This window comes from Flaviflexus sp. (assembly GCF_041440645.1).
GTDB lineage: Bacteria > Actinomycetota > Actinomycetes > Actinomycetales > Actinomycetaceae > Flaviflexus.
Window position 1 is genome coordinate 25,755 of the sequence record NZ_JASDVN010000047.1, and the last position, 26,323, is coordinate 52,077.

The 26,323-nt window shown below is 62.3% G+C and carries 22 protein-coding genes; 19 read left to right on the plus strand and 3 right to left on the minus strand.

Annotation, left to right across the window (positions count from 1 at the left end):
- The first annotated feature begins 64 nt into the window (after positions 1–64).
- Complete coding sequence (locus QMB98_RS06615) at positions 65–1,825, plus strand: trypsin-like peptidase domain-containing protein (RefSeq protein ID WP_371684893.1); 1,761 nt, start codon at positions 65–67, stop codon at positions 1,823–1,825.
- Between the two features lie 326 nt (positions 1,826–2,151).
- Here QMB98_RS06615 and QMB98_RS06620 read toward each other — a convergent pair whose 3' ends face one another.
- A complete protein-coding gene (locus QMB98_RS06620; protein ID WP_371684894.1) occupies positions 2,152–3,285 on the minus strand; it encodes an isochorismate synthase MenF in 1,134 nt (377 codons plus the stop codon).
- Between the two features lie 135 nt (positions 3,286–3,420).
- On the opposite strand from QMB98_RS06620, the gene QMB98_RS06625 reads away from it, so the two are divergent.
- From QMB98_RS06625 to secA, 18 genes are all read left to right on the plus strand, one after another.
- Positions 3,421–4,116 carry a demethylmenaquinone methyltransferase gene (locus tag QMB98_RS06625; RefSeq protein WP_371684895.1) on the plus strand — a complete coding sequence of 232 codons (696 nt, stop codon included), beginning with the start codon at positions 3,421–3,423 and terminating at the stop codon, positions 4,114–4,116.
- 117 nt (positions 4,117–4,233) lie between these two features.
- Entirely contained in the window at positions 4,234–5,517 is a 1,284-nt protein-coding gene (locus tag QMB98_RS06630; protein WP_371684896.1) for a geranylgeranyl reductase family protein, read from the plus strand.
- Positions 5,518–5,623: 106 nt separating this feature from the next.
- Positions 5,624–5,983, plus strand: a complete 360-nt coding sequence (locus QMB98_RS06635; protein ID WP_371684897.1) for an NADH-quinone oxidoreductase subunit A — start codon at positions 5,624–5,626, stop codon at positions 5,981–5,983.
- An 11-nt stretch (positions 5,984–5,994) separates the two neighbouring features.
- On the plus strand, positions 5,995–6,555 hold the full coding sequence (locus QMB98_RS06640; RefSeq protein ID WP_371684898.1) for an NADH-quinone oxidoreductase subunit B: 561 nt from the start codon (positions 5,995–5,997) through the stop codon (positions 6,553–6,555).
- Positions 6,552–7,250, plus strand: a complete 699-nt coding sequence (locus QMB98_RS06645) for an NADH-quinone oxidoreductase subunit C (RefSeq protein ID WP_371684899.1) — start codon at positions 6,552–6,554, stop codon at positions 7,248–7,250. The genes QMB98_RS06640 and QMB98_RS06645 overlap by 4 nt, the downstream gene beginning before the upstream one ends.
- Positions 7,250–8,602: an NADH-quinone oxidoreductase subunit D gene (locus QMB98_RS06650; protein ID WP_371684900.1), complete on the plus strand. Its 1,353-nt coding sequence runs from the start codon at positions 7,250–7,252 to the stop codon at positions 8,600–8,602. The genes QMB98_RS06645 and QMB98_RS06650 overlap by 1 nt, the downstream gene beginning before the upstream one ends.
- On the plus strand, positions 8,602–9,279 hold the full coding sequence (nuoE, locus tag QMB98_RS06655) for an NADH-quinone oxidoreductase subunit NuoE (protein ID WP_371684901.1): 678 nt from the start codon (positions 8,602–8,604) through the stop codon (positions 9,277–9,279). The genes QMB98_RS06650 and nuoE overlap by 1 nt, the downstream gene beginning before the upstream one ends.
- On the plus strand, positions 9,276–10,604 hold the full coding sequence (gene nuoF / locus QMB98_RS06660; protein WP_371684902.1) for an NADH-quinone oxidoreductase subunit NuoF: 1,329 nt from the start codon (positions 9,276–9,278) through the stop codon (positions 10,602–10,604). The genes nuoE and nuoF overlap by 4 nt, the downstream gene beginning before the upstream one ends.
- Positions 10,601–13,177, plus strand: coding sequence for an NADH-quinone oxidoreductase subunit G (locus tag QMB98_RS06665; protein ID WP_371684903.1), 2,577 nt, complete (start codon positions 10,601–10,603; stop codon positions 13,175–13,177). The genes nuoF and QMB98_RS06665 overlap by 4 nt, the downstream gene beginning before the upstream one ends.
- Complete coding sequence (gene nuoH, locus QMB98_RS06670) at positions 13,177–14,514, plus strand: NADH-quinone oxidoreductase subunit NuoH (RefSeq protein WP_371684904.1); 1,338 nt, start codon at positions 13,177–13,179, stop codon at positions 14,512–14,514. The genes QMB98_RS06665 and nuoH overlap by 1 nt, the downstream gene beginning before the upstream one ends.
- Positions 14,507–15,175, plus strand: a complete 669-nt coding sequence (gene nuoI, locus QMB98_RS06675; protein WP_371684905.1) for an NADH-quinone oxidoreductase subunit NuoI — start codon at positions 14,507–14,509, stop codon at positions 15,173–15,175. Before nuoH ends, nuoI begins: the two co-directional genes overlap by 8 nt.
- Entirely contained in the window at positions 15,172–16,209 is a 1,038-nt protein-coding gene (locus tag QMB98_RS06680; protein WP_371684906.1) for an NADH-quinone oxidoreductase subunit J, read from the plus strand. The genes nuoI and QMB98_RS06680 overlap by 4 nt, the downstream gene beginning before the upstream one ends.
- Before the next feature lie 5 nt (positions 16,210–16,214).
- Positions 16,215–16,505, plus strand: coding sequence for an NADH-quinone oxidoreductase subunit NuoK (nuoK, locus tag QMB98_RS06685; RefSeq protein WP_371684925.1), 291 nt, complete (start codon positions 16,215–16,217; stop codon positions 16,503–16,505).
- Between the two features lie 12 nt (positions 16,506–16,517).
- Positions 16,518–18,440 carry an NADH-quinone oxidoreductase subunit L gene (gene nuoL, locus QMB98_RS06690; protein WP_371684907.1) on the plus strand — a complete coding sequence of 641 codons (1,923 nt, stop codon included), beginning with the start codon at positions 16,518–16,520 and terminating at the stop codon, positions 18,438–18,440.
- A 25-nt stretch (positions 18,441–18,465) separates the two neighbouring features.
- Complete coding sequence (locus QMB98_RS06695; protein WP_371684908.1) at positions 18,466–20,025, plus strand: NADH-quinone oxidoreductase subunit M; 1,560 nt, start codon at positions 18,466–18,468, stop codon at positions 20,023–20,025.
- Between the two features lie 56 nt (positions 20,026–20,081).
- Positions 20,082–21,584, plus strand: coding sequence for an NADH-quinone oxidoreductase subunit NuoN (gene nuoN, locus QMB98_RS06700; RefSeq protein ID WP_371684926.1), 1,503 nt, complete (start codon positions 20,082–20,084; stop codon positions 21,582–21,584).
- A 53-nt stretch (positions 21,585–21,637) separates the two neighbouring features.
- Positions 21,638–22,582, plus strand: a complete 945-nt coding sequence (locus QMB98_RS06705) for a polyprenyl synthetase family protein (RefSeq protein WP_371684927.1) — start codon at positions 21,638–21,640, stop codon at positions 22,580–22,582.
- A gap of 96 nt (positions 22,583–22,678) precedes the next feature.
- Positions 22,679–25,390, plus strand: coding sequence for a preprotein translocase subunit SecA (gene secA / locus QMB98_RS06710; RefSeq protein ID WP_371684909.1), 2,712 nt, complete (start codon positions 22,679–22,681; stop codon positions 25,388–25,390).
- Positions 25,391–25,420: 30 nt separating this feature from the next.
- On the opposite strand, the gene QMB98_RS06715 is transcribed toward secA, so the two are convergent.
- Positions 25,421–25,792 carry an Rv3235 family protein gene (locus QMB98_RS06715; RefSeq protein WP_371684910.1) on the minus strand — a complete coding sequence of 124 codons (372 nt, stop codon included), beginning with the start codon at positions 25,790–25,792 and terminating at the stop codon, positions 25,421–25,423.
- 202 nt (positions 25,793–25,994) lie between these two features.
- Entirely contained in the window at positions 25,995–26,228 is a 234-nt protein-coding gene (locus tag QMB98_RS06720) for a helix-turn-helix domain-containing protein (RefSeq protein WP_371684928.1), read from the minus strand.
- Between the last annotated feature and the right edge of the window lie 95 nt (positions 26,229–26,323).

Below are 26,323 nucleotides of genomic sequence, written 5' to 3' on the forward strand. Positions count from 1 at the left end.
ATCCATGAAGACATTTAGCAGAACGACTCGGTTTACTAATGTCGAACCAGAGAAGTGAACCCGCATGGTTTCACGACAAGAGAAGGGACCGAGAGCGGTGAACGAGAACGACTATTCCCGATGGAGTGCCAAGGGCAACCTGGGCGACGGCGAGGCGAACGCACTGGACGCCAACCAGACGGGCGAGCTCCACGCGCACAACACTGGTTTCGAGGCAGGTGCCACGGGCACCCCCGATACCAACCCGACCGATCGTTACCCCTACGGTCAGCCCTCTGATGGCACCGGCTCAAGCAACTCGACCAATCCGATAAGCGACACTCGCAGGTTCAGCCCCTCGGCGAATGCGCAGGCCAACAACGCCTCCGGAGTGGGCAAGTCGAGCGATGGCTCCTCCAACGCGTACCCCGCCTACCCGGGCGGATACCAGGGAGTATCGCCGCAGCGCATCTACTCTTCTCAGCCCTCGCAGCCTGGTGGCTCCCCGGAGGCGGGTTCGGCCCCGCAGGCAGGCAATCCGCCGCTCGGTGGTTCTGCTCCTCATGCCGGTACTTCTCCTCATGCCGGTACTTCTCCTCAGGCCGGTTCTGCACCGATGGCGGGATCTGCTCCCGCGGCTGGCGCTCCCTCCTACGGTGGTCCTCGTGCTGGTGCCAGCTTCGGCCCCCATGCGGGCCAGGGGCCCGAGGGTCCGCGAAACTACGGCGGCCCCTACCACGCCCCGACGCAGCCGACGAAGAGGAAGCGGGGAGTGGCCGGCATGGCCGCAATCGCCCTCGTGGCTGGTCTCGTCGGTGGTGCGGGTGGTGCCGGACTGGTCTACGGCCTCACCGAACCCCACACCGATGCCGCGGTCTCGAGCGAAACCACTACGGAGATCCGTACCGTGGCTTCCGACGAGGGAGTGAACTGGGCTCAGATCGCTCAGGAAGTCCAACCCTCCGTCGTTGCGATTGATGTGCGGAGCCAGGGCTCCTCGTCTACGGGTTCCGGTGTCATCATCGACACTGACGGACACATCGTGACGAATCATCACGTGATTGCTGGCGCACAACAGATCCAGGTCACCCTCTCGGATGGTCAGATCATCAATGCCAGCATCGTTGGTTCCGACTCCTCGACCGACCTCGCAGTCATCCAGCTCGATGAGGTTCCCGAGGGACTGACTCCGGCTACACTGGGCACCTCCGATGACCTCGTCGTGGGCGAACCCGTTGTCGCCATCGGTAACCCGCTTGGCCTGTCCTCGACCGTCACCACGGGCATCATCTCCGCTCTCGATCGTCCCGTTGTCACGGAAGGCGACACCTCTTCCGCTGTTGTCACCAACGCAATCCAGATCGACGCTGCGATCAACCCTGGTAACTCCGGCGGCCCGCTCTTTAACGCCAGCGGCGAGGTCATTGGCATCAACTCTTCGATCGCCTCACTCTCGTCCTCCGATGGCGGTTCGACCGGCTCGATTGGTCTTGGCTTCGCCATCCCGATCGACCTCGTCACCCGCGTGGTTGATGATCTGATGGATGATGGAACCGTTGATCACGCCTTCATCGGTGTCACGACCACCTCCGAAGCCGTCGCAACTGACACCGGCACCCGAGTTGGAACCACCGTCGTTGAGGTCTCTCCCGGTTCTCCGGCAGAGGAGTACGGACTCGAATCCGGCGACACCATCCTTTCGATCAATGGTGATCAGCTCGCATCGAACACTGCTCTGACCGGGTACGTCCGTCAGTACTCGCCGGGTGAAACCGTTGTCCTCGAGGTTTACCGCGAAGGAACCGTTCGCCAGGTCGAGCTCGTGCTTGGCAAGCGCGAGGAGTAAAACGCAGTCGAGTCCTCGCCATTCTGCTCGGCCAGGTAGCATCCGCTCGAGCGACACGTGAGAAAAGGAGGGGCCCGAGGCACCGAACGGCGGCTCGGGCCCCTCCCACATCTCTTCAGGTCCCTTTTCTTCGGGTCCTCATCGCTTCAGGTCCTTTTTCTTCGGGTCCTTACCTCGCTCACGTCATGTCATTCAGACGTGAGGTGGGGCGGACGTGGGAATCTCCTAAGCTGGGCTCGCGGGTAGAAGCTGCTTCCAGAACCAGGAACATCGTCGTTACTCAGGGCTCTACTCAGGGCCCTACTGGAACGCCCTTCTGAGAAGCCTTACTCGAAGGCCTTGAGGATGGCGGAGAACTTTGCCTCGGTCTCGGACAGCTCCTGTGCTGGGACGGAGCGGTCCATGATTCCGCCGCCTGCAAACGCTCGCGCCCGGTTGGGATCTGTGGGGCTGAGCTGAGCGCAGCGAAGTGCGAGCGCCCAGTCACTGTTGCCTGCGGAGTCCATCCAGCCCACGGGGGCGGCGTAGCGTCCTCGGTCGAGTCCCTCGATGCGATCGATGATCTCGAGAGCTGCGTCCGTTGGCGTGCCACCGACCGCTGCGGTGGGGTGTATGGCTCCCGCTGCTGTCAGTCCCGTCCATCCCGGAGCGAGGTCCGCCTCGAAGTCCGTCGAGAGGTGGACGACGTTGGGCAGGTGCAGGATCGTGGGGCCGTTGGTGCGGACCGGCCCGGAAGCTTGAAGATCGAGGGCGTGGAGCACGGAATCGGAAGCGTACCTGTGCTCTGCAATGTCCTTTGCTGAGGTGCGGAGCGCGTGCTCGGCAGCGTCCTGACCCTGAGTCGTGGGCCAGGAGCCGGCCAGGACCCTGGTCGAGAGGTGTCCGGCGCGTACTGAGGCAAGCATCTCCGGTGTTGCCCCGATCATCCCGTCAATGCAGTAGGTCCAGCAGGTGGGGAAGGCGTGGGCGAGCTTGGCGATGAGGAGCCTCTCGTCCATCGGGTACTCGGTGCGAATGTCCAGGTCGCGAGCTAGAACGACCTTTTTCGCCTCCCCGCGGGAGAGGAGTTCGACGGTTTCTTCGACCGCTGAGGTGAACCCATCCTCGTCCAATTCACCCGCCGACAGGTGCACGTGGCCAACATCACTAATTGCTTCGATGGTCTCCGCTGTGGTAGTAGCGGATTCTTCCGTGGAAATAACTGTTTCCCATGCTCCGCGCTCGTCCCATCCGAGGATCCTCTCGGGAACGATGATGGTGGAGGAGTCACGAGATTCGTTCGCGAAGGAGAACGTGCCAAAGGCGGTGAGGCCGGTGCCGGGTCGGGTAACGGAATCGGAGATCTGAGCCAGTTTCACGAGCTCGTCGAACCACTGTTGTGCCTGCGTAAAGCGGTCGGGTCCAGCAAAGGTGGCTCGCGTGGCCTCGCCCCATCCGATAAGTCCGGAATGTTCGCTCACCCACATGAGGTTGTTTCGCGGGTGGGGGATATCCCCTGGAGCTGGCTTGGATGCGGCCAGCCCAGTGGTAACAAAAAGTGGCGTTAGGTCGGACACAAGCAAAAAGCATACTTGGTATGGGGTCATAATGGAGCTATGAGTCGAGCCACCCTAAAGAAAGACCCGCGCGAAGTCGCGGGAATGTTTGATGACGTTGCGAAGCGCTACGATATCACCAACACCGTGTTGAGCCTGGGCCAGGTCTACATTTGGCGTGCCGCTGTGCGGGATGCCCTGAACATCACCCCGGGCATGAAGGTGTTGGACATCGCTGCCGGCACCGGCACCTCCTCGCAGGTGTACGCGGAGGCGGGAGCCGATGTCGTTGCTCTCGACTTTTCAATCGGCATGGTGCAGGTGGGCAAGGAACGCCAGCCCGACATGGACTTCATCGCCGGCGATGCGACCGCGCTACCCTTTGCCGACAACACGTTTGATGCCGTGACGATCTCCTACGGACTGCGGAACGTGAACGATCCGGATCTTGCCCTTCGCGAGATGCTGCGCGTGGTCCGTCCCGGCGGCACCCTTGTCGTGAACGAGTTCTCCACTCCCACGTGGAAGCCGTTCAGGGCCCTCTACAACTTCTACCTGGGCACCGCTCTGCCGTTCATGTCCTCCCTCGTGTCATCGGACTCCGAGGCGTACGACTACCTGGCTGAGTCGATTGTCGCGTGGCCAAACCAGAAGGACTTCGCGAAGCGCGTCCAGGGTGCGGGATGGCGGGGCGTCCAGTATCGCAATTTGAGCGGCGGCATCGTCGCCCTCCATCGGGCAACGAAGCCAGAGTGAACAGACCAAAGGGGAACGGTAATTTAGCAACGTTCCCCTTTGGTAAATGACCACACTTGCGAATGGATTGTTTGAACAAATCCGCTGATAGGATAACGCGGTAGCGAAAGGACAACTGTGTCAGGAAACAGCTTCGACGGTGAGGTAGACGCCATCGTTGTCGGTGCGGGGCCGGGTGGCTCTGCGGCAGCGCACTATCTCGCGCAAGCCGGTCGTCACGTTCTGCTACTCGAAAAAGGCGAGTTCCCGCGCGACAAGATCTGCGGTGACGGCCTCACCCCTCGCTCCGTTGCGGAGATCATCCGCATGGGTGTCAACACCGATGGCTGGATCCGAAACTACTCTCTCGTCGCACACGGCGGCGGCCACCGCATTGAGGTTCCGTGGCCCGAGCTGAGCTCCATGCCCTCCTACGGCATGGCACGCGCACGCGGCGATCTCGACCACGACCTCGCCATGAAGGCCGTCGAGTCCGGTGCTGACCTGCGCCAGAACATGACCGTGACCGGTCCCATCATTCACGAACGCTCTGGCCGGGTCATCGGTGTGGAGGCACGCCCCAAAGGTGCTGACAAGAACGCTCCGCTCCTGCGCTTCTACGCGCCCTTCGTCATCGATGCCGGTGGTGTCTCCGCTCGCCTCGCCACCTCCGTTGGTCGCGAGAAGACCTTCAATCGCCCGATGGGTGTCGCGACCCGCACGTACTTCAAGTCCCCGCGCGCCGATGAGCCGATCATGGAATCCCACCTCGAGCTGTGGGAGGGTGAACCCGGCAAGTCCAACCTGATGCCCGGATACGGCTGGGTGTTCCCCCTCGGCAACGGCCTCGTCAACGTTGGGCTTGGTTCCCTGTCCTCCACCGCGAAGCCCACGGGCATCGACTACCGCAAGCTATTCGACACGTGGATGCAGAACGTTCCTGAGGAATGGGGATTCACGAAGGAGAACCAGGTTGGCAAAGTCAGGGGAGCCGCTCTCCCCATGGCGTTCAACCGTAAGCCCCACTACGACAAGGGCCTCCTCCTCGTTGGTGACGCCGGCGGCATGGTCTCTCCCTTCAACGGTGAGGGCATCGCGTACGCGATGCAGTCGGGCAGGCTCGCTGCCGATTTCATCAACCAGGCTCTCGCCCGCCGCACCCTCGGCCAGCAGGACCGGGTCATGCACCAGTACAGCGCTGAACTTCGCGAGGAACTGGGCGGCTACTACACGCTTGGTCGCGTCTTCGCTTCGCTCATTGAGCGGCCCGAGATCATGCACCTGTGCGTGCACTACGGGCTGCCCAGGCCGACCCTCATGAGGCTTGTCATGAAGCTGCTGTCCGACGGGTACGACCGCAGGGATGGCGACTGGATGGACAAGCTCATCACCACGCTCACGAAGTTGGTGCCGTCCGCTTGATCCCGATTATCAGTACTGCAACACGCCACGAATTTACCGACTACCCTAGAAGTGTGAACCTGGCAGGCGATGGTTGCCTGCGGGTCGTTTGCGCAATGGAGGCGAAATGAACCCCTATACCCCGATACTCCTCATGATCGTCGTGGCGCTTGTGGTCGCCATCGGCGGTCTTGTCGCGACCGGCTTTCTTGGTACCAAACGGTACAACCGCGTCAAGGTCGCGAATTACGAATGCGGCGTTGAGGCGACCCCGAATGCGGGAACAGCGGGACGTTTCCCCATCAAGTACTACCTAACCGCCATGACGTTCATCATCTTCGATATTGAAGTGGTGTTCCTGTACCCGTGGGCGGTGTCGTTCGACAAGCTGGGAGCCTTCGGGCTCATTGCAGTTTTGACATTCATTTTCCTGATCACCGTGCCGTTCGTTTACGAGTGGCGCCGCGGCGGCCTGGAATGGGACTGAGGAGATAAATCATGGCACATTCGCATGACGATGATGGATCGCCGGGCATCATGCTCACCACCATTGAGGGCCTGGCAGGTTGGGGACGTTCCCGTTCCCAGTGGCCGGTCACAATGGGACTTGCGTGCTGCGCCATCGAGATGATGGCCGCGGGTACCCCGCGCTTCGACATGGCCCGCTTCGGTCTCGAAGTGTTCCGCGCCTCGCCCCGCCACGCTGACCTCATGATCGTGTCCGGTCGCGTCAGCCACCGCATGGCACCGGTTGTACGCAACATCTACGACCAGATGGCGGAGCCCAAGTGGGTTATCTCCATGGGTGTCTGCGCCTCCTCGGGCGGCATGTTCAACAACTACGCCATCGTTCAGGGTGTCGACCACATTGTTCCGGTCGACATCTACCTGCCCGGATGCCCGCCGCGTCCCGAGATGCTCATCAACTCCGTGCTCGAGCTACGCAAGCTCATTGCGGACGAGAAGTTCTTCGGACACCGCAAGGCGATTGCTCGCCGCGCAGAGCAGGCAGCTCTTGAAGCCACACCCACCCACGAGATGAAGGGACTGCTCGCGTGACCGAGAACGAACTAGCGCGTGGCGGACGCCCAAACCTGGAAGTCATCGCCACCTCCCAGCGCCAGTGGGGAGTGAAGGGATCCGGTGACACCTCCGGATTCGGGACCCTCGAGCAGACGGTCACGATTTCCCCGGCAGCTCAGCGCCCCTACGGCTCCTGGTTTGATGAGGCCGTCGATATTCTTGTCGAACTCATTACAGCTGAGGGACTCAACCCCGAGTCCGTGATCGAGAAGGTCGTCATCGACCGCGGCCAGCTCATCCTCTTCATCGTCAAGGAACATTCGCCGATGGTGGCGAAGATGCTCCGCGACGACCAGGATCTTCGTTTCGAACTGTGCCTCGGCTCGTCCGCCGTTCACTACCCGTCAGATCCGGGCAGGGAGCTGCACGCCTACACGGCACTGTTCTCCATTACTCACAACCGCCAGATCGCGATCGAGGTCGTGTGCTCCGACGAGGATCCGCACATGCCGACACTGACGGCTGTTTACCCCGGTAACGACTGGCACGAGCGCGAAGCTTGGGACCTCATGGGCATCGTGTTCGATGATCACCCGGGTCTCACCCGCACCGCCATGCCGGACGACTGGCAGGGCCACCCGCAGCGCAAGGACTACCCGCTCGGCGGCATCCCGGTCGAATACAAGGGCGCGGTCGTACCGCCGCCGGATACTCGCAGGAGCTACAACTGATGACTACAGATTCCCGGTTCCACGCCACCTCCGGCGCTACCGAAGAGGACCTGAATTCGGCACCCCAGCACCACGCAGAGGGCGGCGACTGGTCGGACCTGACGGCTGAGGCTGAACGCCTGGGCGAAGAGCGCATCGTCGTCAACATGGGCCCAGTCCACCCCTCCACCCACGGCGTGTTCCGCCTGCTCCTGGAGCTTGACGGTGAGTACGTGCGCGAGTTGCGCTCCTCCACCGGCTACCTCCACACCGGCATCGAGAAGAACATGGAGTACCGCACCTGGGTTCAGGGCGTTGCCTTCTGTACCCGCATGGACTACGTGGCCCCCTTCTTCCAGGAGGTCGGTTACGCCCTCGCCGTTGAGAAGCTTCTCGGCATCACGGACCAGGTTCCGCGCCGCGCCTCTCAGATCCGCGTGCTCCTCATGGAGCTCAACCGCATCGCCTCCCACCTGGTCGCCATCGCATCGAGCAACAACGAGCTCGGCGCAACCACGATGATGACCCTGGGCTTCCGCGGTCGTGAAGACATCCTGCGCATCTTCGAACGCATCACCGGCCTTCGCATGAACCACTCCTACGTCCGCCCCGGCGGCCTTCCCGACGATTTCCCCGAGGGCACGATTGAGTACATTCGTGAGCTCCTCCCGAACGTCAAGAAGACTCTGGAAGAGATGCAGGACGTTGTCGTGCAGAACCCGATCTTCAAGGCCCGCCACGTTGATATCGCCACCATGCCGATTGCTGGCATGCTGGCACTCGGCATGACCGGACCGAACCTCCGCGCAGCCGGCCTGCCCTTCGACCTGCGTAAGACTCAGCCGTACTGCGGCTACGAGAACTACGAGTTCGAGGTTCCCACGGCAGACAAGTCGGATGCCTACAACCGTGCAGTCATCCGCTTCGCGGAAGCATACGAGTCGCTTCACATCGTCTACCAGGTTCTCGAGGACCTGGAGGAGAGCGAAGGCGAACCTGTCATGGTCGAGAATCCGAAGATTGCGTGGCCGTCGAAGATGTCGATTGGTAACGACGGCCAGGGCCAGTCGTACGAGCACATCAAGGAGATCATGAACGACTCCATGGAGTCGCTCATCCACCACTTCAAGCTCGTGACGGAAGGCTTCTCGGTTCCCCCGGGCCAGACCTACCAGCTCGTCGAGCACGCCAAGGGCACCCTCGGCGTGCACCTCGTGTCCGCAGGTGGCACACGGCCCTACCGTGCGCACTTCCGTGACCCGGGATTCTCCAACCTACAGTCGCTGGGGATGATGAGCGAGGGCGGCATGCTCTCCGACGTCATCATTGCCCTCGCATCAATCGACCCGGTGATGGGAGGCGTTGATCGCTAATGTCCGAACGTTTTGAGCCGGAAGTCGAGTCCCGACTCCGCGATGACATGGCACAGATTATTGCCAGGTACCCGGATGACAGGTCCGCGCTTCTCCCGATGCTGCACCTGGTCCAGTCCGAAGACGGCTACGTGTCGCCCCGCGGCATCGGCCTGTGCGCCGACGTCCTCGGCCTCACCCGTGCAGAGGTGTCGGCTGTTGCCACCTTCTACTCGCAGTACCGACGCCGCCCCAACGGTGAATACAACGTTGGCGTGTGCACGAACGCGCTGTGCGCAGTCATGGGTGGTGACATCATCTGGGACAAGCTCTCCGAGCACCTGGGTATCGGTCACGACCAGACCACCGCGGATGGCAAGATCACGCTCGAGCAGCTCGAGTGCAACGCCGCCTGCGATTACGCACCGGTTATCATGGTGAACTGGGAGTTCTTCGACAACCAGACACCGGCCTCCGCCATCGACATCGTTACGAAGATTACGAACGGCGAGGATATCAAGCCCACCCGTGGCCCCAACAAGGTCCACACGTTTAAAGAGGTCTCCCGAACCCTCGCTGGTTTCGAGGACGGCCTTGTCGATGAAGGCATCGGTGCAGGTCCGGAATCTCTCGTGGGTCTCAATCTCGCGCGTCAGAACGGCTGGACCGCACCTCAAGCAGGGGAGGAGTCACGATGACTGAGCAAGCACACGCTGTGACACTGGCTCCGGTCATCTCAAACCTTTGGGATGTTCCGCAGTCATGGAAGCTCGACACGTACCGCCAGCACGGTGGTTACGAAGGTCTCGCAAAGGCGTGGGACTACGGAGATGGTGAACTCACGGAACTCGTCAAGGCCTCCGGCCTGCGCGGCCGTGGTGGCGCCGGCTTCCCAACCGGCCTCAAGTGGTCGTTCCTGCCACCCGCCGATGGTGGACCCCGCTACCTCGTGGTCAATGCCGACGAGTCCGAGCCGGGTACCTGCAAGGACATCCCGACTCTCATGGCGAACCCGCACGCCCTCGTTGAGGGCATGGCGATCTGTCTGCGTGCAATCGGTGGGCATCACGGCTTCGTCTACCTGCGTGGCGAGGTCGTCCACGTGTACCGCCGACTCATGGCAGCGGTGCGCGAAGCCTACGACGCCGGTCTGCTCGGCAAGGGACTTGGCCCGAACGGCGACTACGACATCGACATCACGGTTCACGCCGGTGCGGGCGCCTACATCTGTGGTGAGGAGACCGCGCTCCTCGACTCCCTCGAGGGACGCCGCGGCCAGCCCCGCCTGAAGCCGCCGTTCCCGGCAGCGAAGGGTTACCTGGCACGCCCCACCGTTATCAACAACGTTGAGACCATTTCCTCCGTTCCCACGATCGTGAAGAACGGCGCCGAGTGGTTCTCCTCCATGGGCACCGAACGTTCGAAGGGACATGGCTTCTTCTCGATCTCGGGTCACGTCAAGAACCCGGGCCAGTACGAGGCTCCCTTCGGCATCACCATGCGCGAGCTTCTGGAGATGGCGGGCGGTGTCCGCGAGGGTCACGAACTGAAGTTCTGGACCCCCGGCGGTTCCTCCACTCCGCTCCTTGGCCCCGAGCACCTTGATGTGCCCCTCGGCTACGAGGAGATCGTCCAGGCCGGTTCCATGCTTGCAACCCGTGCGCTCCAGGTCTTCGACGAAACCACCTCCGTTGTGCGCGTCATCCGCGGCTGGATTGACTTCTACCAGCACGAGTCGTGCGGCAAGTGCACCCCGTGCCGCGAGGGCACGTTCTGGATGCGTCAAGTCATGCACCGCCTCGAAGCCGGTAAGGGCCTGCCCACCGACGTCGACATGCTGTACGAGATCGCAGGCAACATTGCCGGCCGCTCGTTCTGCGCACTCGGCGACGCCGCCGCAACTCCGGTCCAGTCCGGAATCACGAAGTTCCGGGAGGAATTCGAAGCAGGTCTCACGACGCCCGCTTGGGAACTGTTCCCGTACGAAAAGTCCGCACTCTTCACTGAAGTAGGTGTCTCATGACAGCGACCGAAACCGATCTTGTCAACATCAAGGTTGACGGTCAGGATGTAGCTGTTCCGCAGGGAACGCTCATCATCCGTGCCGCCGAGCAGGCCGGCATCCGCATTCCTCGCTTCTGCGACCACCCCCTCCTGAAGCCCGCTGGCGCCTGCCGCCAGTGCCTCGTCGAGGTGGCTCGCCCCGGACGCGACGGCAACCTAGCGAAGGGCCCGAAGCCCGTGGCGTCCTGCGCTGAGGCAGTCAGCCCCGGCATGGAGGTCTACACCCAGAACACCTCCGAGGTGTCCGAGAAGGCGCAGCACGGAATCATGGAGTTCCTGCTGATTAACCACCCGCTCGACTGCCCCATCTGCGATAAGGGTGGCGAATGCCCCCTCCAGAACCAGGCAATGTCGGAGGGTCGCGGCACCTCCCGCTTCACCGACATCAAGCGCACCTTCCCGAAGCCGATCAAGGTCTCCTCCCAGATCCTGCTCGACCGCGACCGTTGCATCCTCTGCCAGCGCTGCACGCGCTTCCAGTCGGAGATCGCCGGTGACGCGTTCATCCAGCTCCAGGGTCGTGGCGGCGGTAGCGTCGGCTACGACGTGCACGGCCTCCACGGCTCCCAGATCGGCAACTTCGATGCTGCGGTTCTCGGATTCGATTCCGGCGAGGGTGTGACCACCCAGGTCGAGGACTTCGAGAACTCCGGACCCCACGGCGAAGCCGGCCTCGTTGTTGGCATGACTCCCGGACCGATCGGTGAGGCCGAACTGGACGAGTCGGGTCGCCCCTTCTCCTCCTACTTCTCCGGCAACACCATCCAGATCTGCCCCGTCGGTGCGCTCACTTCGGCAACCTACCGGTTCCGTTCGCGCCCCTTCGACCTGGTGTCCGTCCCGTCCGTGACCGAGCACGATGCCTCCGGCTCCGACATTCGCGTCGACTTCCGCCGCGGCACCGTCCTTCGCCGGCTCGCAGGCAACGACCCCGAGGTCAACGAAGAGTGGATCACCGACAAGGACCGTTTCGCGTTCCGCTGGCAGAACGGCGACGATCGCATCACCGTTCCCCACGTACGTGACGAGTCCGGTCAGCTGGTTCCCACCTCCTGGGCGGACGCCGTTGACGTTGCGGCCCGCGGCCTCGAGGCCGCGGGCGCCACCGGCGTCCTCACCGGTGGCCGCCTTCCCCTTGAGGATGTGTACGCGTACTCGAAGTTCGCCCGCACCGTCCTTAAGACCAACAACATTGACTTCCGCACCCGCGTCACCACCGAGGAAGAGGACCAGTTCCTTGCCTCCAGCGTGGTTGGCACGGGCCTTGGTGTCACCTACAAGGAAATTGAGAAGGCAAACCACGTTCTCCTCGTCGGCCTCGAGCCGGAAGAGGAATGCGGCTCCATCTTCCTCCGCCTGCGCAAGGGCGTCCTGGCCAAGACCACCTCGGTCTCGGTCCTCGCGCCGTTCGCAACCCGCGGCACGCTGAAGATGTCGGGAACGCTTGTGACCGCAGCACCGGGTACCGAACCCTCGGTCCTCGCCGCCGTCACAGCAGATTCCCCCGCCGAGCACCTCAAGGCACTGCACGAGCGCCTCACCGATGGTGTCATCCTCGTGGGCGAACGCGCCGCCGAAACCCCGGGCACGCTGTCCGCTGTCCTGGATCTCGCGGAGCGCACGAACGCACGCATTGCTTGGGTTCCGAGGCGAGCAGGTGACCGCGCAGCCGTCGAGGTTGGCGCACTGCCGTTCCTGCTTCCCGCAGGTCGCCCCGTCACCGACAGCCAGGCACGCGTTGACCTTGGCATCACGTGGACGGATTCGAAGGCTGACGAACCTGGCCTCAACACGGTCGGCATGCTCGAGCAGGCCCGCGCCGGTCAGCTCGCACTCATCACCGCCGGCGTGGAACTAGCCGATCTTCCGGCCGGAGCCAAGGAAGCGTTCGAGAACGCACCGGTCGTCATCTCCCTTGAGGTGCGCCGCTCCAACATCACGGCCCAGGCCGATGTTGTGTTCCCGGTTGCTCCTCCTGTTGAGAAGGGCGGCACCTTCATTAACTGGGAGGGTCGCGAACGCCCCTTCGGTCAGGTTCTCACCTCGACCGCTCTCACCGACCGCCAGGTCCTTGCCGAAATCGCCGAGGAACTCGGTGTCGACCTTGGCCTGCCCACCCTCGAGGCCGTGCACGCGGAATACCGTGAGCTGGTCGACTGGGATGGTGCCCGGATCGAGCGCCCGCGCGTAGCCGCAGGCGAGACTCCGGCACCGGGGGAGACGGAAGCTGTTCTGTCGACCTGGAACCTCATGATCGACGATGGTCGCCTGCAGGACTTCGAGCCGCACCTGGCCGGTACTGCGCACCGCGCCATCGCACGCATCTCTCCCGCCACCGCCGAGGCTCTCGGTGTTGGCAGGGATTCGAAGATCACCGTCACGGGTCCCGCCGGTTCCATCACGGTCCCGGTTGTGCTTTCGCACATGCCCGATCGTGTCGTGTGGCTTCCCAAGAAGTCCCCGGCCTGCCACGTGGCAGACCTGGGTGCCGCTCCCGGCGGCATCGTGTCACTAGCAGCGGAGGTTAACTAATGCTCACCTCATTTCCTGCCGCCATGGCGGAACCGGTAGCGGACTTCTCGCAGGACACCTGGTGGATCTGGCTCATTAAGGCCGTCTTCATTGTCCTGTACCTCATCCTTTCCGTGATCCTTGCCCTCTGGGTGGAGCGTCGCGCGCTCGGTCGCATGCAGAACCGCCTCGGCCCCAACGTTGTTGGTTTCCTCGGTTTCGGTCAGGCATTCGCCGACGCCATCAAGCTCATGCTGAAGGAAGATATTTCCCTCAAGGGAGCAGAGAAGGTCATTTACTTCGTTGCTCCCGCGATCTCCGCACTGTGTGCGTTCTCGATCTACGCGGTCATGCCCTTCGGTCCGCAGGTGTCGATGTTCGGCATCGAGACGCCGTTGCAGCTGGCCGACTCCTCGGTTGCACTGCTCTACATCCTCGCGGTTGCTTCGCTCGGTGTGTACGGTCTCGTGCTCGGTGGTTGGGCTTCGAACTCGACCTACCCGCTGCTCGGTGGCGTTCGCTCCGCAGCCCAGGTCATCTCCTACGAACTCGCGATGGGTCTTTCCCTCCTGTCCGTGTTCCTCGTGGCCGGCACCATGTCGACCTCGTCGCTGGTGGAGGGACAGACGGACCTGTGGAACGTCTTCATCTGCCTCCCCGCGTTCGTCACCTACTTCATCTCCATGGTGGGCGAAGTCAACCGCCTGCCCTTCGACCTTCCCGAGGCTGAGGGCGAGCTCGTTGCCGGTCACACGACCGAGTACTCCGCCATGAAGTTCGGCTGGTTCTACCTGTCTGAGTACATCAACATGCTGAACGTGTCGTCCGTGGCCGTCGTCGTGTTCCTCGGCGGCTGGCGCACCCCGTGGCCTCTGTCCGCCATCAACGACGGCATGTTCAACGAGGGCTGGTGGCCCATGCTCTGGTTCTTCCTCAAGACCTGGGTCCTCATGTTCTGCCTCGTCTGGATCCGCGGCACCCTGCTGCGCATGCGCTACGACCACTTCATGAAGCTGGGTTGGAAGGTTCTGATCCCGGTTGCTCTTGGTTGGCTCGTTGCCGTCGCCATCATCCAGGGCATCGGTTCCTTCACCGACATCGACACCCAGATGATCCTCATCGTTCTCGCAGCGATCTTCCTCGTCATCTTCGCCGTCCTCTGGTTCATCGAGGACAAGTCGGATCCGAAGGAAGTTGCCGCCGATGGCAGCATCTCCGATCCGAAGGACGACTTCGATGCATACGCGGGCGGCTTCCCCGTCCCGCCGCTGCCGGGACAACAGCTCCCGCCGTCGCCCAGAGCCAAGCGCGCACCCGCCTACTCGTCTACCGCAAAGGAGGCAGATTCTGATGAGTGAGAACTCGAAGGAACGCCGCCCGATTGACCCGGCACTCTACACCCCGAAGAAGAAAGGTGCCATTGGCAAGTTCTTCGCACCCGTCGCCGGCTTCGGTGTCACGTTCTCGACAATGTTCCGTCCGCACGTGACCGAAGAGTACCCGTTCAAGCGCACACCAACCCAGCCGCGCTTCCACGGCCGCCACCAGCTGAATCGCTACGCGGACGGCCTGGAGCGATGCATTGGCTGCGAGCTGTGCGCGTGGGCGTGCCCGGCCGACGCCATTTACGTCGAGGCCGGTGCCAACACTCCGGATGAGCAGTACGCACCGGGTGAACGCTACGGCAAGGTGTACCAGATCAACTACCTGCGCTGCATTCTCTGCGGCCTGTGCATCCAAGCGTGCCCGACGCGCGCGCTGACGATGACGAACGAGTTCGATTCCCTCGTGGGTCCCACTCGCGAATCCCTCATCTTCGAGAAGCAGGATCTGCTTGCTCCGATGCTGGACGGCATGCTGGCCGCACCCCACCCGATGGTGGAAGGCACCACGGATGATGACTACTACCGGAACGAAGTCACCGGCCCCACCAAGGAGCAGATCGACTGGGTTTCGGCACGTCGCCCCGAAGATCCGACCCTGCAGTCGGTCCGTCCCGTTGAGGAGGCAAGGAAGTGAACCCGTTCCTGAGCACCGGAATTGATCCGGTTACCGGGACAGTGACCACGGGAGAGACCATTCTTTTCTGGGTGCTCGCACCGCTCATGGTGATCGCTGCCCTCGGACTGCTCTTCGCTAAGAAGGCCGTGTTCGCCACGGTCTCGGTCGTGGCCGTCATGATCATGCTCGCGTTCCTCTACGTCGCTCTCGAGGCACCGTTCCTCGGTGTCGTACAGGTGATCGTGTACACGGGCGCCATCATGATGCTGTTCCTGTTCGTCCTCATGCTCGTGGGCGTCGACTCCTCCGACTCGAACGTCGAGTCGATCAGGGGTCAGCGCTGGATCGCGGGCCTCGGCGGACTCGGCCTCCTCATCGTCCTCGGTGGCGCACTGTTCGCCTCCACCGACATGCCGACCCCGGTTGGTATGGAGCAGGTCAACGCGGAGTCGAACCCCGTTGCGGTCGCCTCCGACATCTTCGGCAACCACGTGCTTGGCATGGAGCTATCCGGCGCCCTGCTCATCACGGCCGCCATGGGCGCGATGGTGTTGACGCACCGCGAACGCCTGAAGCCGCGCAAGACGCAGCTCGATGTGGCGAACGAGAAGATGATGGCGTACGCCGAGTCCGGCGCGCACCCGGGCCAGCTGCCCAACGCCGGTGTGTACGCCGAGTCGAATTCGTCGACCAACCCGGCTCTCACGGCTGGAGGCAAGCCCGTCGAGGAGTCCGTGTCCCGCATTCTTCGCATCCGTGGTCAGGCCCGCACCGTCGGCGAGATCTCGCCCAAGACCGTCGAGCGAATTGCTCGCGCCAGCGAGACCAGCCCCGGTCTGGACGGACCCACCACGTACGGCAAGACCGGTACAGCTGGACTCCCGGGCATGCCCGGCACTCCTGCGCCGCTCGCGCCCACCCAGTCGACTGAGGCTGTGAAGCCCGCCCCTGCCTTCGATGAGGAGGCACAGTCTGACGACGTGCCCACCGCCGCTGAAACTCAGGCTGCCGAAGAGGTCAAGCCAGATTCTTCTAAGGAGGAGAACAAGTGAGCCTCATGAACTACGTGCTGTTGGCATTCATCCTGTTTGCCATCGGTGCAGTAGCGGTCCTGACACGGCGTAACGCCATCATCGCCCTCATGGGTGTCGAGCTCATGCTCAACTCATGCAACCTTGCGATCGTGACGTTCGCCCGCATGCACGGGGATATCACGGGACAGACCGTGGCCTTCTTCGTCATGGTTGTGGCGGCAGCCGAAGTTGTTATCGGCCTCGCCATCATCGTGTCCATCTTCCGAACCCGCAGGTCCGCGTCGATTGACGCACCGAACCTGCTCAAGAACTGACGGGGGTAGATTGTGAACACAAGCGCAATCGAAGCGACCGGCAACGTGTCGTTGATTTGGCTCGCCGTAGCTATCCCGCTGGTTTCCGCCGGCTTCCTCCTGCTTCTCGGCAAGTCCGCGAACAAGTGGGGCCACTGGCTCGGCATCCTCGCCTCCACGAGCTCCCTCGCGATCGGTATTCTTGCCGCCCTCGAGCTGCTTGGTCGTGACGCTTCTGAGCGAGTTCAGAATCTGAACCTGTACGAGTGGATCCCCGGATCCGACCTGAACGTGTCCTTGGGCTTCCGGGTTGACCCGCTGTCCATCACCTTCGTTCTGCTTGTCACCTTCGTCGGCACACTCATTCACCTGTACTCGGTGAGCTACATGGAGAAGGACCAGGATCGTCGTCGGTTCTTCGCCTACCTCAACCTGTTCGTCGCAGCGATGCTGCTCCTCGTGCTGGGCAACTCCTACCTGGTCCTGTTCGTGGGCTGGGAAGGCGTGGGTCTTGCTTCCTACCTGCTCATCGGTTTCTGGAACCAGGTTCCCGAGAACGCCACCGCGGGCAAGAAGGCCTTCGTCATGAACCGTGTCGGTGACATGGGCATGCTGCTCGCCATGATGGTCATGTTTGCCTCCTTCGGCACCGTCACTTTCGATGGTGTTGCCGCTGGAGCAAGCGGGGCATCCGAGGGCATCCTCACCGCGATCGGCCTGTTCCTGCTTCTCGCTGCCTGCGGTAAGTCCGCGCAGTTCCCGTTGCAGGCATGGCTCGGTGACGCCATGGCGGGCCCGACCCCGGTCTCGGCCCTCATCCACGCCGCCACCATGGTGACCGCCGGCGTCTACCTCATGGTGCGCTCCGGCTTCATCTACGAGGGTGCCCCCACCGCTCAGCTCATAGTCGCGATCATCGGTGTCATCACCCTGATCTTCGGTGCCATTGTCGGTGCCGCGAAGGACGACATGAAGAAGGTGCTCGCAGCTTCGACCATGTCCCAGATCGGTTACATGATGCTGGCAGCGGGCCTCGGCCCGGTCGGTGCAGCCTTCGCCATCTTCCACCTCGTCACCCACGGCTTCTTCAAGGCCGGCATGTTCCTCGGAGCAGGTTCGGTCATGCACGCCATGGGCGACGAAGTCGACATGCGCAAGTTTGGTGGCCTGTGGAAGCACATGAAGATCACGTGGGTCACGTTCGGTCTTGGCTTCCTCGCGATCATCGGCTTCCCGTTCCTCTCGGGCTTCTACTCGAAGGACTACATCATCGAGGCCGCGTTCGTTGGCGAGGGCTGGCAGCCCTGGGTGTTCGGTACCGCAACTCTGCTCGTTGCGGGCCTGACCGCGTTCTACATGTCCCGCATGTTCTTCATGATCTTTCACGGCAAGCCCCGCTGGTCAAGTGAAGGACCGGACGCGAAGCATCCGCACGAGTCGCCTTCCCTCATGACCATCCCGATGATCATCCTCGCGATCGGTTCAGTCGGACTCGGCTTCTTCCTGGATTCGGGTGACCGCTTCATCACGTTCCTCGAGCCCGTCACTGGCGCAGTCGAGCATCACGACCCGGTGATCCCGGTCCCCGTGATCATCGCCCTCACCCTGACCCTCGTGGCCGTGGGCGTGGCAGTTGCCTACCTCATGTACGTCCGTCGTGACGTGCCCGTCGAGGCACCCGCCGCAAATGTTCTGGTCACTGCGGCTCGCAACGACCTGCACCAGGACACCATCAACGAAAGCCTGTTCATGCGCCCCGGCCAGTGGCTGACGCGCGGAGTGGACGGCACCGACCGGGGCATCATCGATGGCCTCGTCATGGCTATCGCACGGGGCTTCGGCGCCGTGGGACGGAGCGTCGGTAAGATCCAGAACGGTTACGCACGAAGCTACGCGGGTCTCATGACCCTCGGTGTCGTCGTCGTCATCGCACTCGCCTTCTTGGCGCGGATCTGACCGGGACTGGAGGAATAGAGGTTACATGGATACCCCACAAACGGCAGCCTTTCCCTGGCTGACTGTCCTAATCCTGGTGCCGCTGGTAGCAGCCATCATTCTGGCTTTCACCAAGTCGTTGCACCGTCAAGCGAAGGCGTACGGCGTCATCGTTTCTGTCCTGGTTCTCATCGGCGCAGTTGTCGCGTTCGCCAGCGAATTCGATGCGGCTTCGGCCGGCACGGTTCAGCTGGCAGAGACCTACTCGTGGATCCCGTCCATTGGCGTGTCCATCGCGTGGGGCGCGAACGGCATGAGCGCGGTCATGATCGGACTGTCCGTCCTGCTTGTCCCGCTCGTCATCCTGACCGCCGACTCCGACCGCTACCTGCGTCCCCACGAGGCCGAGAGCGGCCGCAGGGATGCTGGTTACGTGACCTGGGTGCTCGCACTCGAGTCCGTCATGATCGCGATCTTCGCGGCACAGGACGTGTTCCTGTTCTATGTGCTGTTCGAAGCGATGCTTATCCCGGTCTACTTCCTCATCGGTAACTACGGTGGTCCGAACCGCAAGGCGGCTGCACTGAAGTTCCTGCTGTACTCGCTCGCAGGTGGTCTCATCATGCTCGTTGGCGTGGTCGCGGTTTACGTGGCGGGTCCCGGCGGACCGGAAGGCTTCCTCATCGCGAACCTCGCGGGAGCAGTCACCGGTTCCGAGACGGCACAGATGCTCATGTTCCTGTCGTTCTTCATCGCGTTCGCGGTCAAGGCCCCGATGTTCCCGGTCCACACGTGGCTCCCGGACACCACGGAACAGGCACCCGCAGGCACCTCCGCTCTGCTCGTTGGCGTTCTCGACAAAGTCGGCACCTACGGCATGATTGCGCTGTGTCTGCCACTCTTCCCGGGCGCCATCCAGAGCGCGGGCACCGTTATCATGGTTCTTGCTCTCGTCTCGATCATCTGGGGCGGCTTCATGGCGATCGCTTCGCGCGACCTCATGCGCCTCATCGCCTTCACCTCCGTGTCGCACTTCGGCTTCATGGTCATGGGTATCTTCTCCGGATCCGAGACCGCCATGACCGGCGCAATCCTCTACATGGTTGCCCACGGTGTTGGCACCGCGGCCCTGTTCCTCGTTGTTGGCTACCTCGCCAAGAGGGGCGGCAGCCAGCTCGTCACCGGCTACGGTGGCTGGCAGCGGGTCACCCCGCTCCTTGCTGGCACGTTCCTCATCGCGGGTCTCGCCACCCTGTCCCTCCCGGGCCTGTCGGGCTTCGTCCCAGAGTTCATGGTCCTGGTCGGCACTTTCGAAGTATCGAAGGTCATTGCCGGAATCGCCGTCATTGGCGTGATTCTTGCAGCTCTCTACATTCTGCTGCCCTACCAGCGGGTCTTCACCGGACCTCGCCCCGCCATCCAGGTTCCCGACCTGACTGGCGCTGAGAAGACCGTTGCCGGTGTTCTCGTGGCAGCCATGCTGGCACTCGGTTTCTTCCCCGGCCCGATCATCGAGCTGGTTGAGCCGGTTGCTCAGCAGTCCGTCGCGTTCGTATCCGAGACCATCTCGGCTGCGCCCGCGCTCATCGAAGGGAACCTCGCGTGACAAACTTTGTGACCCCAGATATTGACTGGGCTGCGCTCACCCCGATCCTCGTGGTCATGGGAGCAGCCGTACTCGGTGTCCTCGTTGAGGCCTTCGCGCCCCGTAGCACACGCCGCGCCACCCAGGTGACCATCACGTCGCTGGCTCTCTCTGGCGCGCTCGTGGCGGTCGTGTGGCGCTGGACCGTTGTCGATAGCGACGGCGCCCAGGAGGTCGTGGGCGGACAGTTCATCGAGGACCCCTTCACCCTGATCGCGCAGGGCGTGGTCCTCGTGGCCGCCCTGCTCGCCATCTTCGTCATCGCGGATCGCACCCAGACGAAGGAGGGCGCGTTCGCGTCCTCCGCTGCGGCACGCCCCGGTTCCCCCGAGGAACGCGAGCTGACCCGCGCAGGTATCGCACAGACAGAGGTCTACCCCCTCGTCCTGTTCTCCGTCACCGGCATGCTGGCCTTCCCGGCAGCGGGCGATCTGCTGACCCTGTTCATCGCGCTCGAAGTTCTTTCCCTGCCGCTCTACATCCTGTCGGGAATGGCACGCCGCAAGCGCCTCATCTCCCAGGAAGCTGCACTCAAGTACTTCCTGCTTGGTGCGTTCTCGTCCGCGTTCTTCCTCATGGGCCTCGTGCTCCTGTACGGATTCTCCGGCTCGGTACGCTTCTCCGAGGTTGCGTCCGTCACGACGCAGACGGTGGGCATGGACTGGCTCCTCATTGGCGGCATCGTCCTCGTCCTCATCGGCCTCCTGTTCAAGGTGGGTGCCGTTCCGTTCCACGCGTGGACCCCGGACGTCTACCAGGGCGCCCCGACCCCGATCACGGGCTTCATGGCAGCGGGCACCAAGGTTGCGGCCTTCGCCGCAATGATCCGGTTCCTCTACGTCATCGCCCCGGGCATGGAGGCGGACCTGGAGGTCCTGCTCTGGACCATCATCATTCTCACGATGCTGGTTGGTACCGTCATGGGTATCGTCCAGACCGACATCAAGCGCATGCTGGCCTACTCGTCGATCGCGCACGCGGGCTTCGTCCTCATCGCGGTCACCTCGTTTGAGGCCTCCGGCATCTCCGCCACCCTGTTCTACCTGCTCGCGTACGCGGTCGCCACGATCGGCGCCTTCGCGGTTGTCACCCTCGTTCGCGAGAAGGACAGCCTTGGCAACGTGACCGGTGAGGCAACGAACCTCAAGGCGTGGGCCGGACTCGGCAAGACCAACCCCGGTCTCGCTGTTGCGATGCTCATCTTCCTCCTCTCCTTCGCCGGCATCCCGCTCACGGGTGGTTTCGTCGGTAAGTTCTCGGCCTTCGCAGCCGGTATCGAGGGCGGAGCATGGCCGCTGGTTCTCATCGCGGTTCTCGCATCCGCTGCCACCGCGTTCTTCTACTTCCGTCTCATCGTCCTCATGTTCTTCGAGGAGCCCGCGGAGGGTACGACCACGGTTGGCTCCGAGGGCATGAGCCTGGTTGCCATTGTCCTGTGTGCAGTTGCTACTATTGCTCTCGGTGTCGTTCCCGGCCCCGTACTCGAACTATTTGAACAGGCGGCGGTGCTTCTCCCGTGATCGAAGAACTCGTCAACGCTACGGGTAGCCTCAACGAGAGGCTAAACGAGCTCATGGTGTCCGTGGAGGACCGTCTCCAGGACGCCGTGCGCTCACCTGAGCCAGACATTGATGCCTTGACGAAGCACTTGGCGGCTGCTGGCGGTAAGCGCCTCCGGCCTGCCCTGTGCCTCCTCACCTCGTTCCTGGGTCCCAACCCGGGCAACGAGGAGGCAGAGATCTCAGCAACAGTTGTTGAGCTCACCCACCTGGCAACCCTGTACCACGACGATGTCATGGACGATGCGCCGATGAGGAGGGGAGTGCCTTCGGCCCAGCAGATCGCTGGGAACTCGGCCGCCATCCTCGCCGGTGACGTTCTCTTCGCAAAGGCCTCCGCAATGGTCGCAGGCCTCGGACCGGAGGCAGTCCGCCTCCACGCCGTCACCTTCGAGAGGCTCTGCTTCGGTCAGCTCCGGGAGACCCTGGGCGCTCCGGACAACGTGAGCCCGCGTGACAACTACATTCACGTCCTCGCCGAGAAGACCGGTTCCCTCATTGCCGCCTCGGCGCGCTACGGCGTCAACGCGTCCGGGGGAGCCCCCGACATTGCCGAGGCCGTCGCCGACTTTGGCGAGAAGGTGGGCGTTGCCTTCCAGCTTGCCGACGATGTCATCGACATCATGTCCGATGGCGACGTTACGGGCAAGACTCCCGGCACGGACCTTCGTGAGGGCGTGGAGACCATGCCGATCCTGCTCCTGAAGGAGCGGAAGGACGCGGGCACGATCGACGCCGAAGGCCAGGAGATCCTCGATCTGCTTGCCGGAGAGCGCGACGATGCACAGGTCGAGAGGTCGGTCCAGCTGCTCCGTGGACACGGGGTCATGGACGACGTCCGTCAGCTCGCTCACGACTGGTCCGAAGACGCGGTTGCCTCCCTCGAGGTCATTCCCGATGGGGAAGTGAAAGACGGTCTTATCGCCTTCGCGCGGCTCATGGTTGATCGCATAAGCTGAGCGCCGAATATCCGCCCGGGTTCTACGCGAACACGGGCGGATTACTATTTACGCCGTACAATGTTTTCAGTTGTCCATTCGCAGGAGATAAGTTTCGTGTCAAAGTTTCTCAATAAGATTCTTCGTGCCGGTGAAGGCCGCACGCTGAAGAAGTTGCAGTCGATTGCTAAGCACGTCGACGAGCTGGAGGATTCGTTCCTCGAACTCTCCGATGATGAACTGCGCGGCATGACCGACGAGTTCAAGGCGCGTTTGGAAGACGGCGAGACTCTCGACGCACTCCTCCCGGAAGCTTTCGCGGTGGTCCGCGAGGCATCGAGGCGCACCCTCGGACAGCGCCACTACCCGGTTCAGATCATGGGTGGTGCGGCCCTGCACATGGGGAACATCGCCGAAATGAAGACCGGTGAAGGCAAGACCCTTGTTGCGACGCTCCCGGCCTACCTCAACGCACTCACCGGCAAGGGCGTCCACGTCATCACCGTGAACGACTACCTGGCGACCTACCAGTCCGACCTCATGGGACGCGTGTTCCGTTTCCTCGGAATGACGACGGGCTGTATCACCTCCGGCATGACTCCTGCCCAGCGCCGCGAGCAGTACGCCGCCGACATCACCTACGGCACGAACAACGAGTTCGGTTTCGACTACCTGCGCGACAACATGGCATGGAAGGTCGACGAGCTCGTGCAGCGCGATCACTACTTCACCATCATCGATGAGGTCGACTCGATCCTCATTGACGAGGCCCGTACCCCGCTCATCATTTCCGGCCCCGCCGAGGGGGATGCGAACAAGTGGTACACGGAGTTCGCCCGCATCATCAACTCCCTGCACCGCGACACCGACTACGAGGTCGACGAGAAGAAGCGCAACGTCGGCATCCTCGAGCCCGGCATCGACAAGATCGAGGATCAGCTCGGCATCGAGAACCTCTACGAGACCTCGAATACACCCCTCATTGGTTACATCAACAACGCGATCAAGGCGAAGGAACTGTTCAAGCGCGACAAGGACTACATCGTCATGGACGGGGAGGTCCTCATCGTCGATGAGCACACGGGTCGTGTGCTTCCTGGCCGTCGGTACAACGAGGGCATGCACCAGGCCATCGAGGCGAAGGAAGGCGTGAAGATCAAGGCCGAGAACCAGACTCTCGCCACCATCACCCTCCAGAACTACTTCCGCCTGTACGAGAAGATCTCGGGCATGACCGGTACGGCAGAGACCGAGGCCGAGGAGTTCGCCTCCACCTACGACATTGGCGTGGTCCCCATCCCCACGAACCGCGACATGATCCGCATCGACCAGATCGACGTCGTGTACCCCTCGGAGCAGGGCAAGCTCAAAGCCATCATCAAGGACATTCAGGAGCGGCACGAGAAGGGGCAGCCCGTCCTCGTTGGCACCACGTCCGTGGAGAAGTCCGAGGTGATCTCCCGCCTCCTGACGAAGGCGAAGATCAAGCACGAGGTCCTCAACGCGAAGCAGCACAAGCGTGAGGCCGCCGTGGTTGCCATGGCGGGCCGCAAGGGCGCCGTCACGGTCGCAACGAACATGGCCGGTCGTGGTACCGACATCATGCTCGGCGGCAACGCCGAGTTCCTCGCCGTCGAGCAGATGGAGCAGAAGGGTCTCGACCCGAACGAGAACGCGGAGGCCTACGAGGAGGCGTGGCCCAAGGTTCTTGAGGCCGCGAAGGAAGCCGTTGCTCTCGAGCACGACGAGGTGAAGGAACTGGGTGGGCTTTACGTGCTCGGTTCTGAGCGTCACGAGTCGCGCCGTATCGACAATCAGCTGCGTGGTCGTTCCGGACGTCAGGGCGACCCGGGCGAGTCCAGGTTCTACCTGTCCCTCGACGATGAGCTCATGCGTCTGTTCGCGAACAACGCGGCCACGAGGCTCCTGAACTCCGACAGCCAGCCTGATGATCAGCCGCTCGAGTTCCGCAACCTCGCCAAGTCCATCGAGTCCGCTCAGACCACTCTCGAGGCACGCAACGCCGACATTCGTAAGAACGTCCTCAAGTACGACGACGTCATGAACGATCAGCGCACCGCCGTCTACAAGGAACGCCGCGAGATCCTGGAGGGGGAGGATCTGGCCGATTCGATTCAGTCCTACCTCACCCAGGTCGTGTCGGATGTCGTTGCCGGCCACACCGCGGGCGACCCAACCGACTGGGACCTGGACGAGCTGTGGAACGACATGAAGACCGTGTTCCGCCCCTCCTTCACCGCCGATGAACTCCTCGAAGACGTTGGCGCGAAAAACAGGCTGACCGTGGAGCGTCTCGAAGCGGAGTTCGACGACGACATTCACGCCCAGTACGAGGATCGCGAAGAAGAGTTCGGCGAGGAGCAGATGCGGGAGATTGAGCGTCGCGTCCTCCTCACGGTTCTCGACCGCAAGTGGCGTGAGCACCTGTACGAGATGGACTACCTGAAGGAAGGCATCGGCCTGCGCGCCATGGCCCAGCGCAACCCGCTCGTCGAGTACAAGCGCGAGGGCTACGACATGTTCAAGGCCATGTCCGTCTCCATCAAGGAAGAGACCGTCCGTTACCTCTTCGGACTGAAGCTCCCCTCCCAGCAGGAGGAGGAAGCCAAGGCCGCGATCTCATCCGTCGAATCCGACGATGATGTTGTGGCGATGGCCCGCAGGCAGGAGGCCGCCGACAAGGTGCTCTCCATCCAGCGCCCGCAGTCCAAGATCCGCACGAACAAGGACGAGTCCGGTGCCGTGAAGCCCGCTGCGACCGGCCAGAACCGTGCACAGCGCCGCGCAGCCAAGAAGCGCAACCGCTAACCAACACTCAACGGGTGAGCCGCCCGTCCGTCAGATGACGTCGAGCGCGTTCGCCCGCCACCGGCCCCGATGCATTTCCAGCCTCACGGCACATGCTCGGGGCCGAGTCATGTCCCACACGACGACACTGGCTTCGCACACGCCGTGCGCGGGAGCGCAGGTCCGGGAACTCATGATCCGCCCGGGAAGCCCCGTCACCTTCTTCATCCGTGCTCTCATGCCCGCGGCCTGAGCGAGTTCCATGTAGATGTGGGGAGCGAGCCAGCGTTGCAATTGGCGGACGGACCGGTGCCCCGAGAGAACCTCGACAGCCGCAAGGGCAATGCGTTCGGCGATGGGTTGGGGGTCGGGCAATGGTGCAGCCTCATCTTCAACCTCGTTCGGGGCGGGAGAAGCGATCATTGGTTCTCTCAGTGTCGTTTTGTCGAGTATCTTATTCATGATGAGCTACCGATAGTTATTTGTCCGATATTGTCTGTGTTCTCAAGTATTGATGTTGTTCACGTCATTATTAGTGCATGTGAGAGAGTCATCAACCGGTTACAACCGGTCTTGTGGACAAAAAGATGGGGCCACCAATGGTGACCCCATGTAGTCAGTGTCGTTACTGACCTTGAACCCGTCGCCGGGTAGCTTCGTAGCCTTCCTCAATGTACTTATCGAGGATTGACTGCTCAATACGCCACTGCCCGCGTCCACCGACCTGGATTGCTGGGAGTGTGCCCGTATGAATAAGTGATCTGACCTGAGCCGTCGAAACGTTGAGTGTTTCAGCGACATCGGCAATCGTCATAAATTTTGTGGCCATAGTATGCGATCTCCGCTTCGTTACCCTCATGCACACTTTAAGCCTGGCTGGTTCAAAGGCACTGAAGAGATTATTTTCTTTGAATTTGCCGACCTGGATGGTCGGCAAAGTGCATTCGGATACTT

Excerpts from the sequence above, each read along its gene's own strand:
- QMB98_RS06615 (WP_371684893.1), top strand. The coding sequence starts at position 65 with ATGGTTTCACGACAAGAGAAGGGACCGAGAGCGGTGAACGAGAACGAC.
- QMB98_RS06715 (WP_371684910.1), bottom strand. The coding sequence starts at position 25,792 with ATGATCGCTTCTCCCGCCCCGAACGAGGTTGAAGATGAGGCTGCACCA.
- QMB98_RS06650 (WP_371684900.1), top strand. The coding sequence starts at position 7,250 with ATGACTACAGATTCCCGGTTCCACGCCACCTCCGGCGCTACCGAAGAG.
- nuoN (WP_371684926.1), top strand. The coding sequence starts at position 20,082 with ATGGGAGCAGCCGTACTCGGTGTCCTCGTTGAGGCCTTCGCGCCCCGT.
- nuoH (WP_371684904.1), top strand. The coding sequence starts at position 13,177 with ATGCTCACCTCATTTCCTGCCGCCATGGCGGAACCGGTAGCGGACTTC.
- nuoK (WP_371684925.1), top strand. The coding sequence starts at position 16,215 with ATGAACTACGTGCTGTTGGCATTCATCCTGTTTGCCATCGGTGCAGTA.
- QMB98_RS06695 (WP_371684908.1), top strand. The coding sequence starts at position 18,466 with ATGGATACCCCACAAACGGCAGCCTTTCCCTGGCTGACTGTCCTAATC.
- QMB98_RS06635 (WP_371684897.1), top strand. The coding sequence starts at position 5,624 with ATGAACCCCTATACCCCGATACTCCTCATGATCGTCGTGGCGCTTGTG.
- QMB98_RS06705 (WP_371684927.1), top strand. The coding sequence starts at position 21,638 with ATGGTGTCCGTGGAGGACCGTCTCCAGGACGCCGTGCGCTCACCTGAG.
- nuoE (WP_371684901.1), top strand. The coding sequence starts at position 8,602 with ATGTCCGAACGTTTTGAGCCGGAAGTCGAGTCCCGACTCCGCGATGAC.
- QMB98_RS06665 (WP_371684903.1), top strand. The coding sequence starts at position 10,601 with ATGACAGCGACCGAAACCGATCTTGTCAACATCAAGGTTGACGGTCAG.
- nuoI (WP_371684905.1), top strand. The coding sequence starts at position 14,507 with ATGAGTGAGAACTCGAAGGAACGCCGCCCGATTGACCCGGCACTCTAC.
- QMB98_RS06640 (WP_371684898.1), top strand. The coding sequence starts at position 5,995 with ATGGCACATTCGCATGACGATGATGGATCGCCGGGCATCATGCTCACC.
- QMB98_RS06625 (WP_371684895.1), top strand. The coding sequence starts at position 3,421 with ATGAGTCGAGCCACCCTAAAGAAAGACCCGCGCGAAGTCGCGGGAATG.
- nuoF (WP_371684902.1), top strand. The coding sequence starts at position 9,276 with ATGACTGAGCAAGCACACGCTGTGACACTGGCTCCGGTCATCTCAAAC.
- QMB98_RS06720 (WP_371684928.1), bottom strand. The coding sequence starts at position 26,228 with ATGAGGGTAACGAAGCGGAGATCGCATACTATGGCCACAAAATTTATG.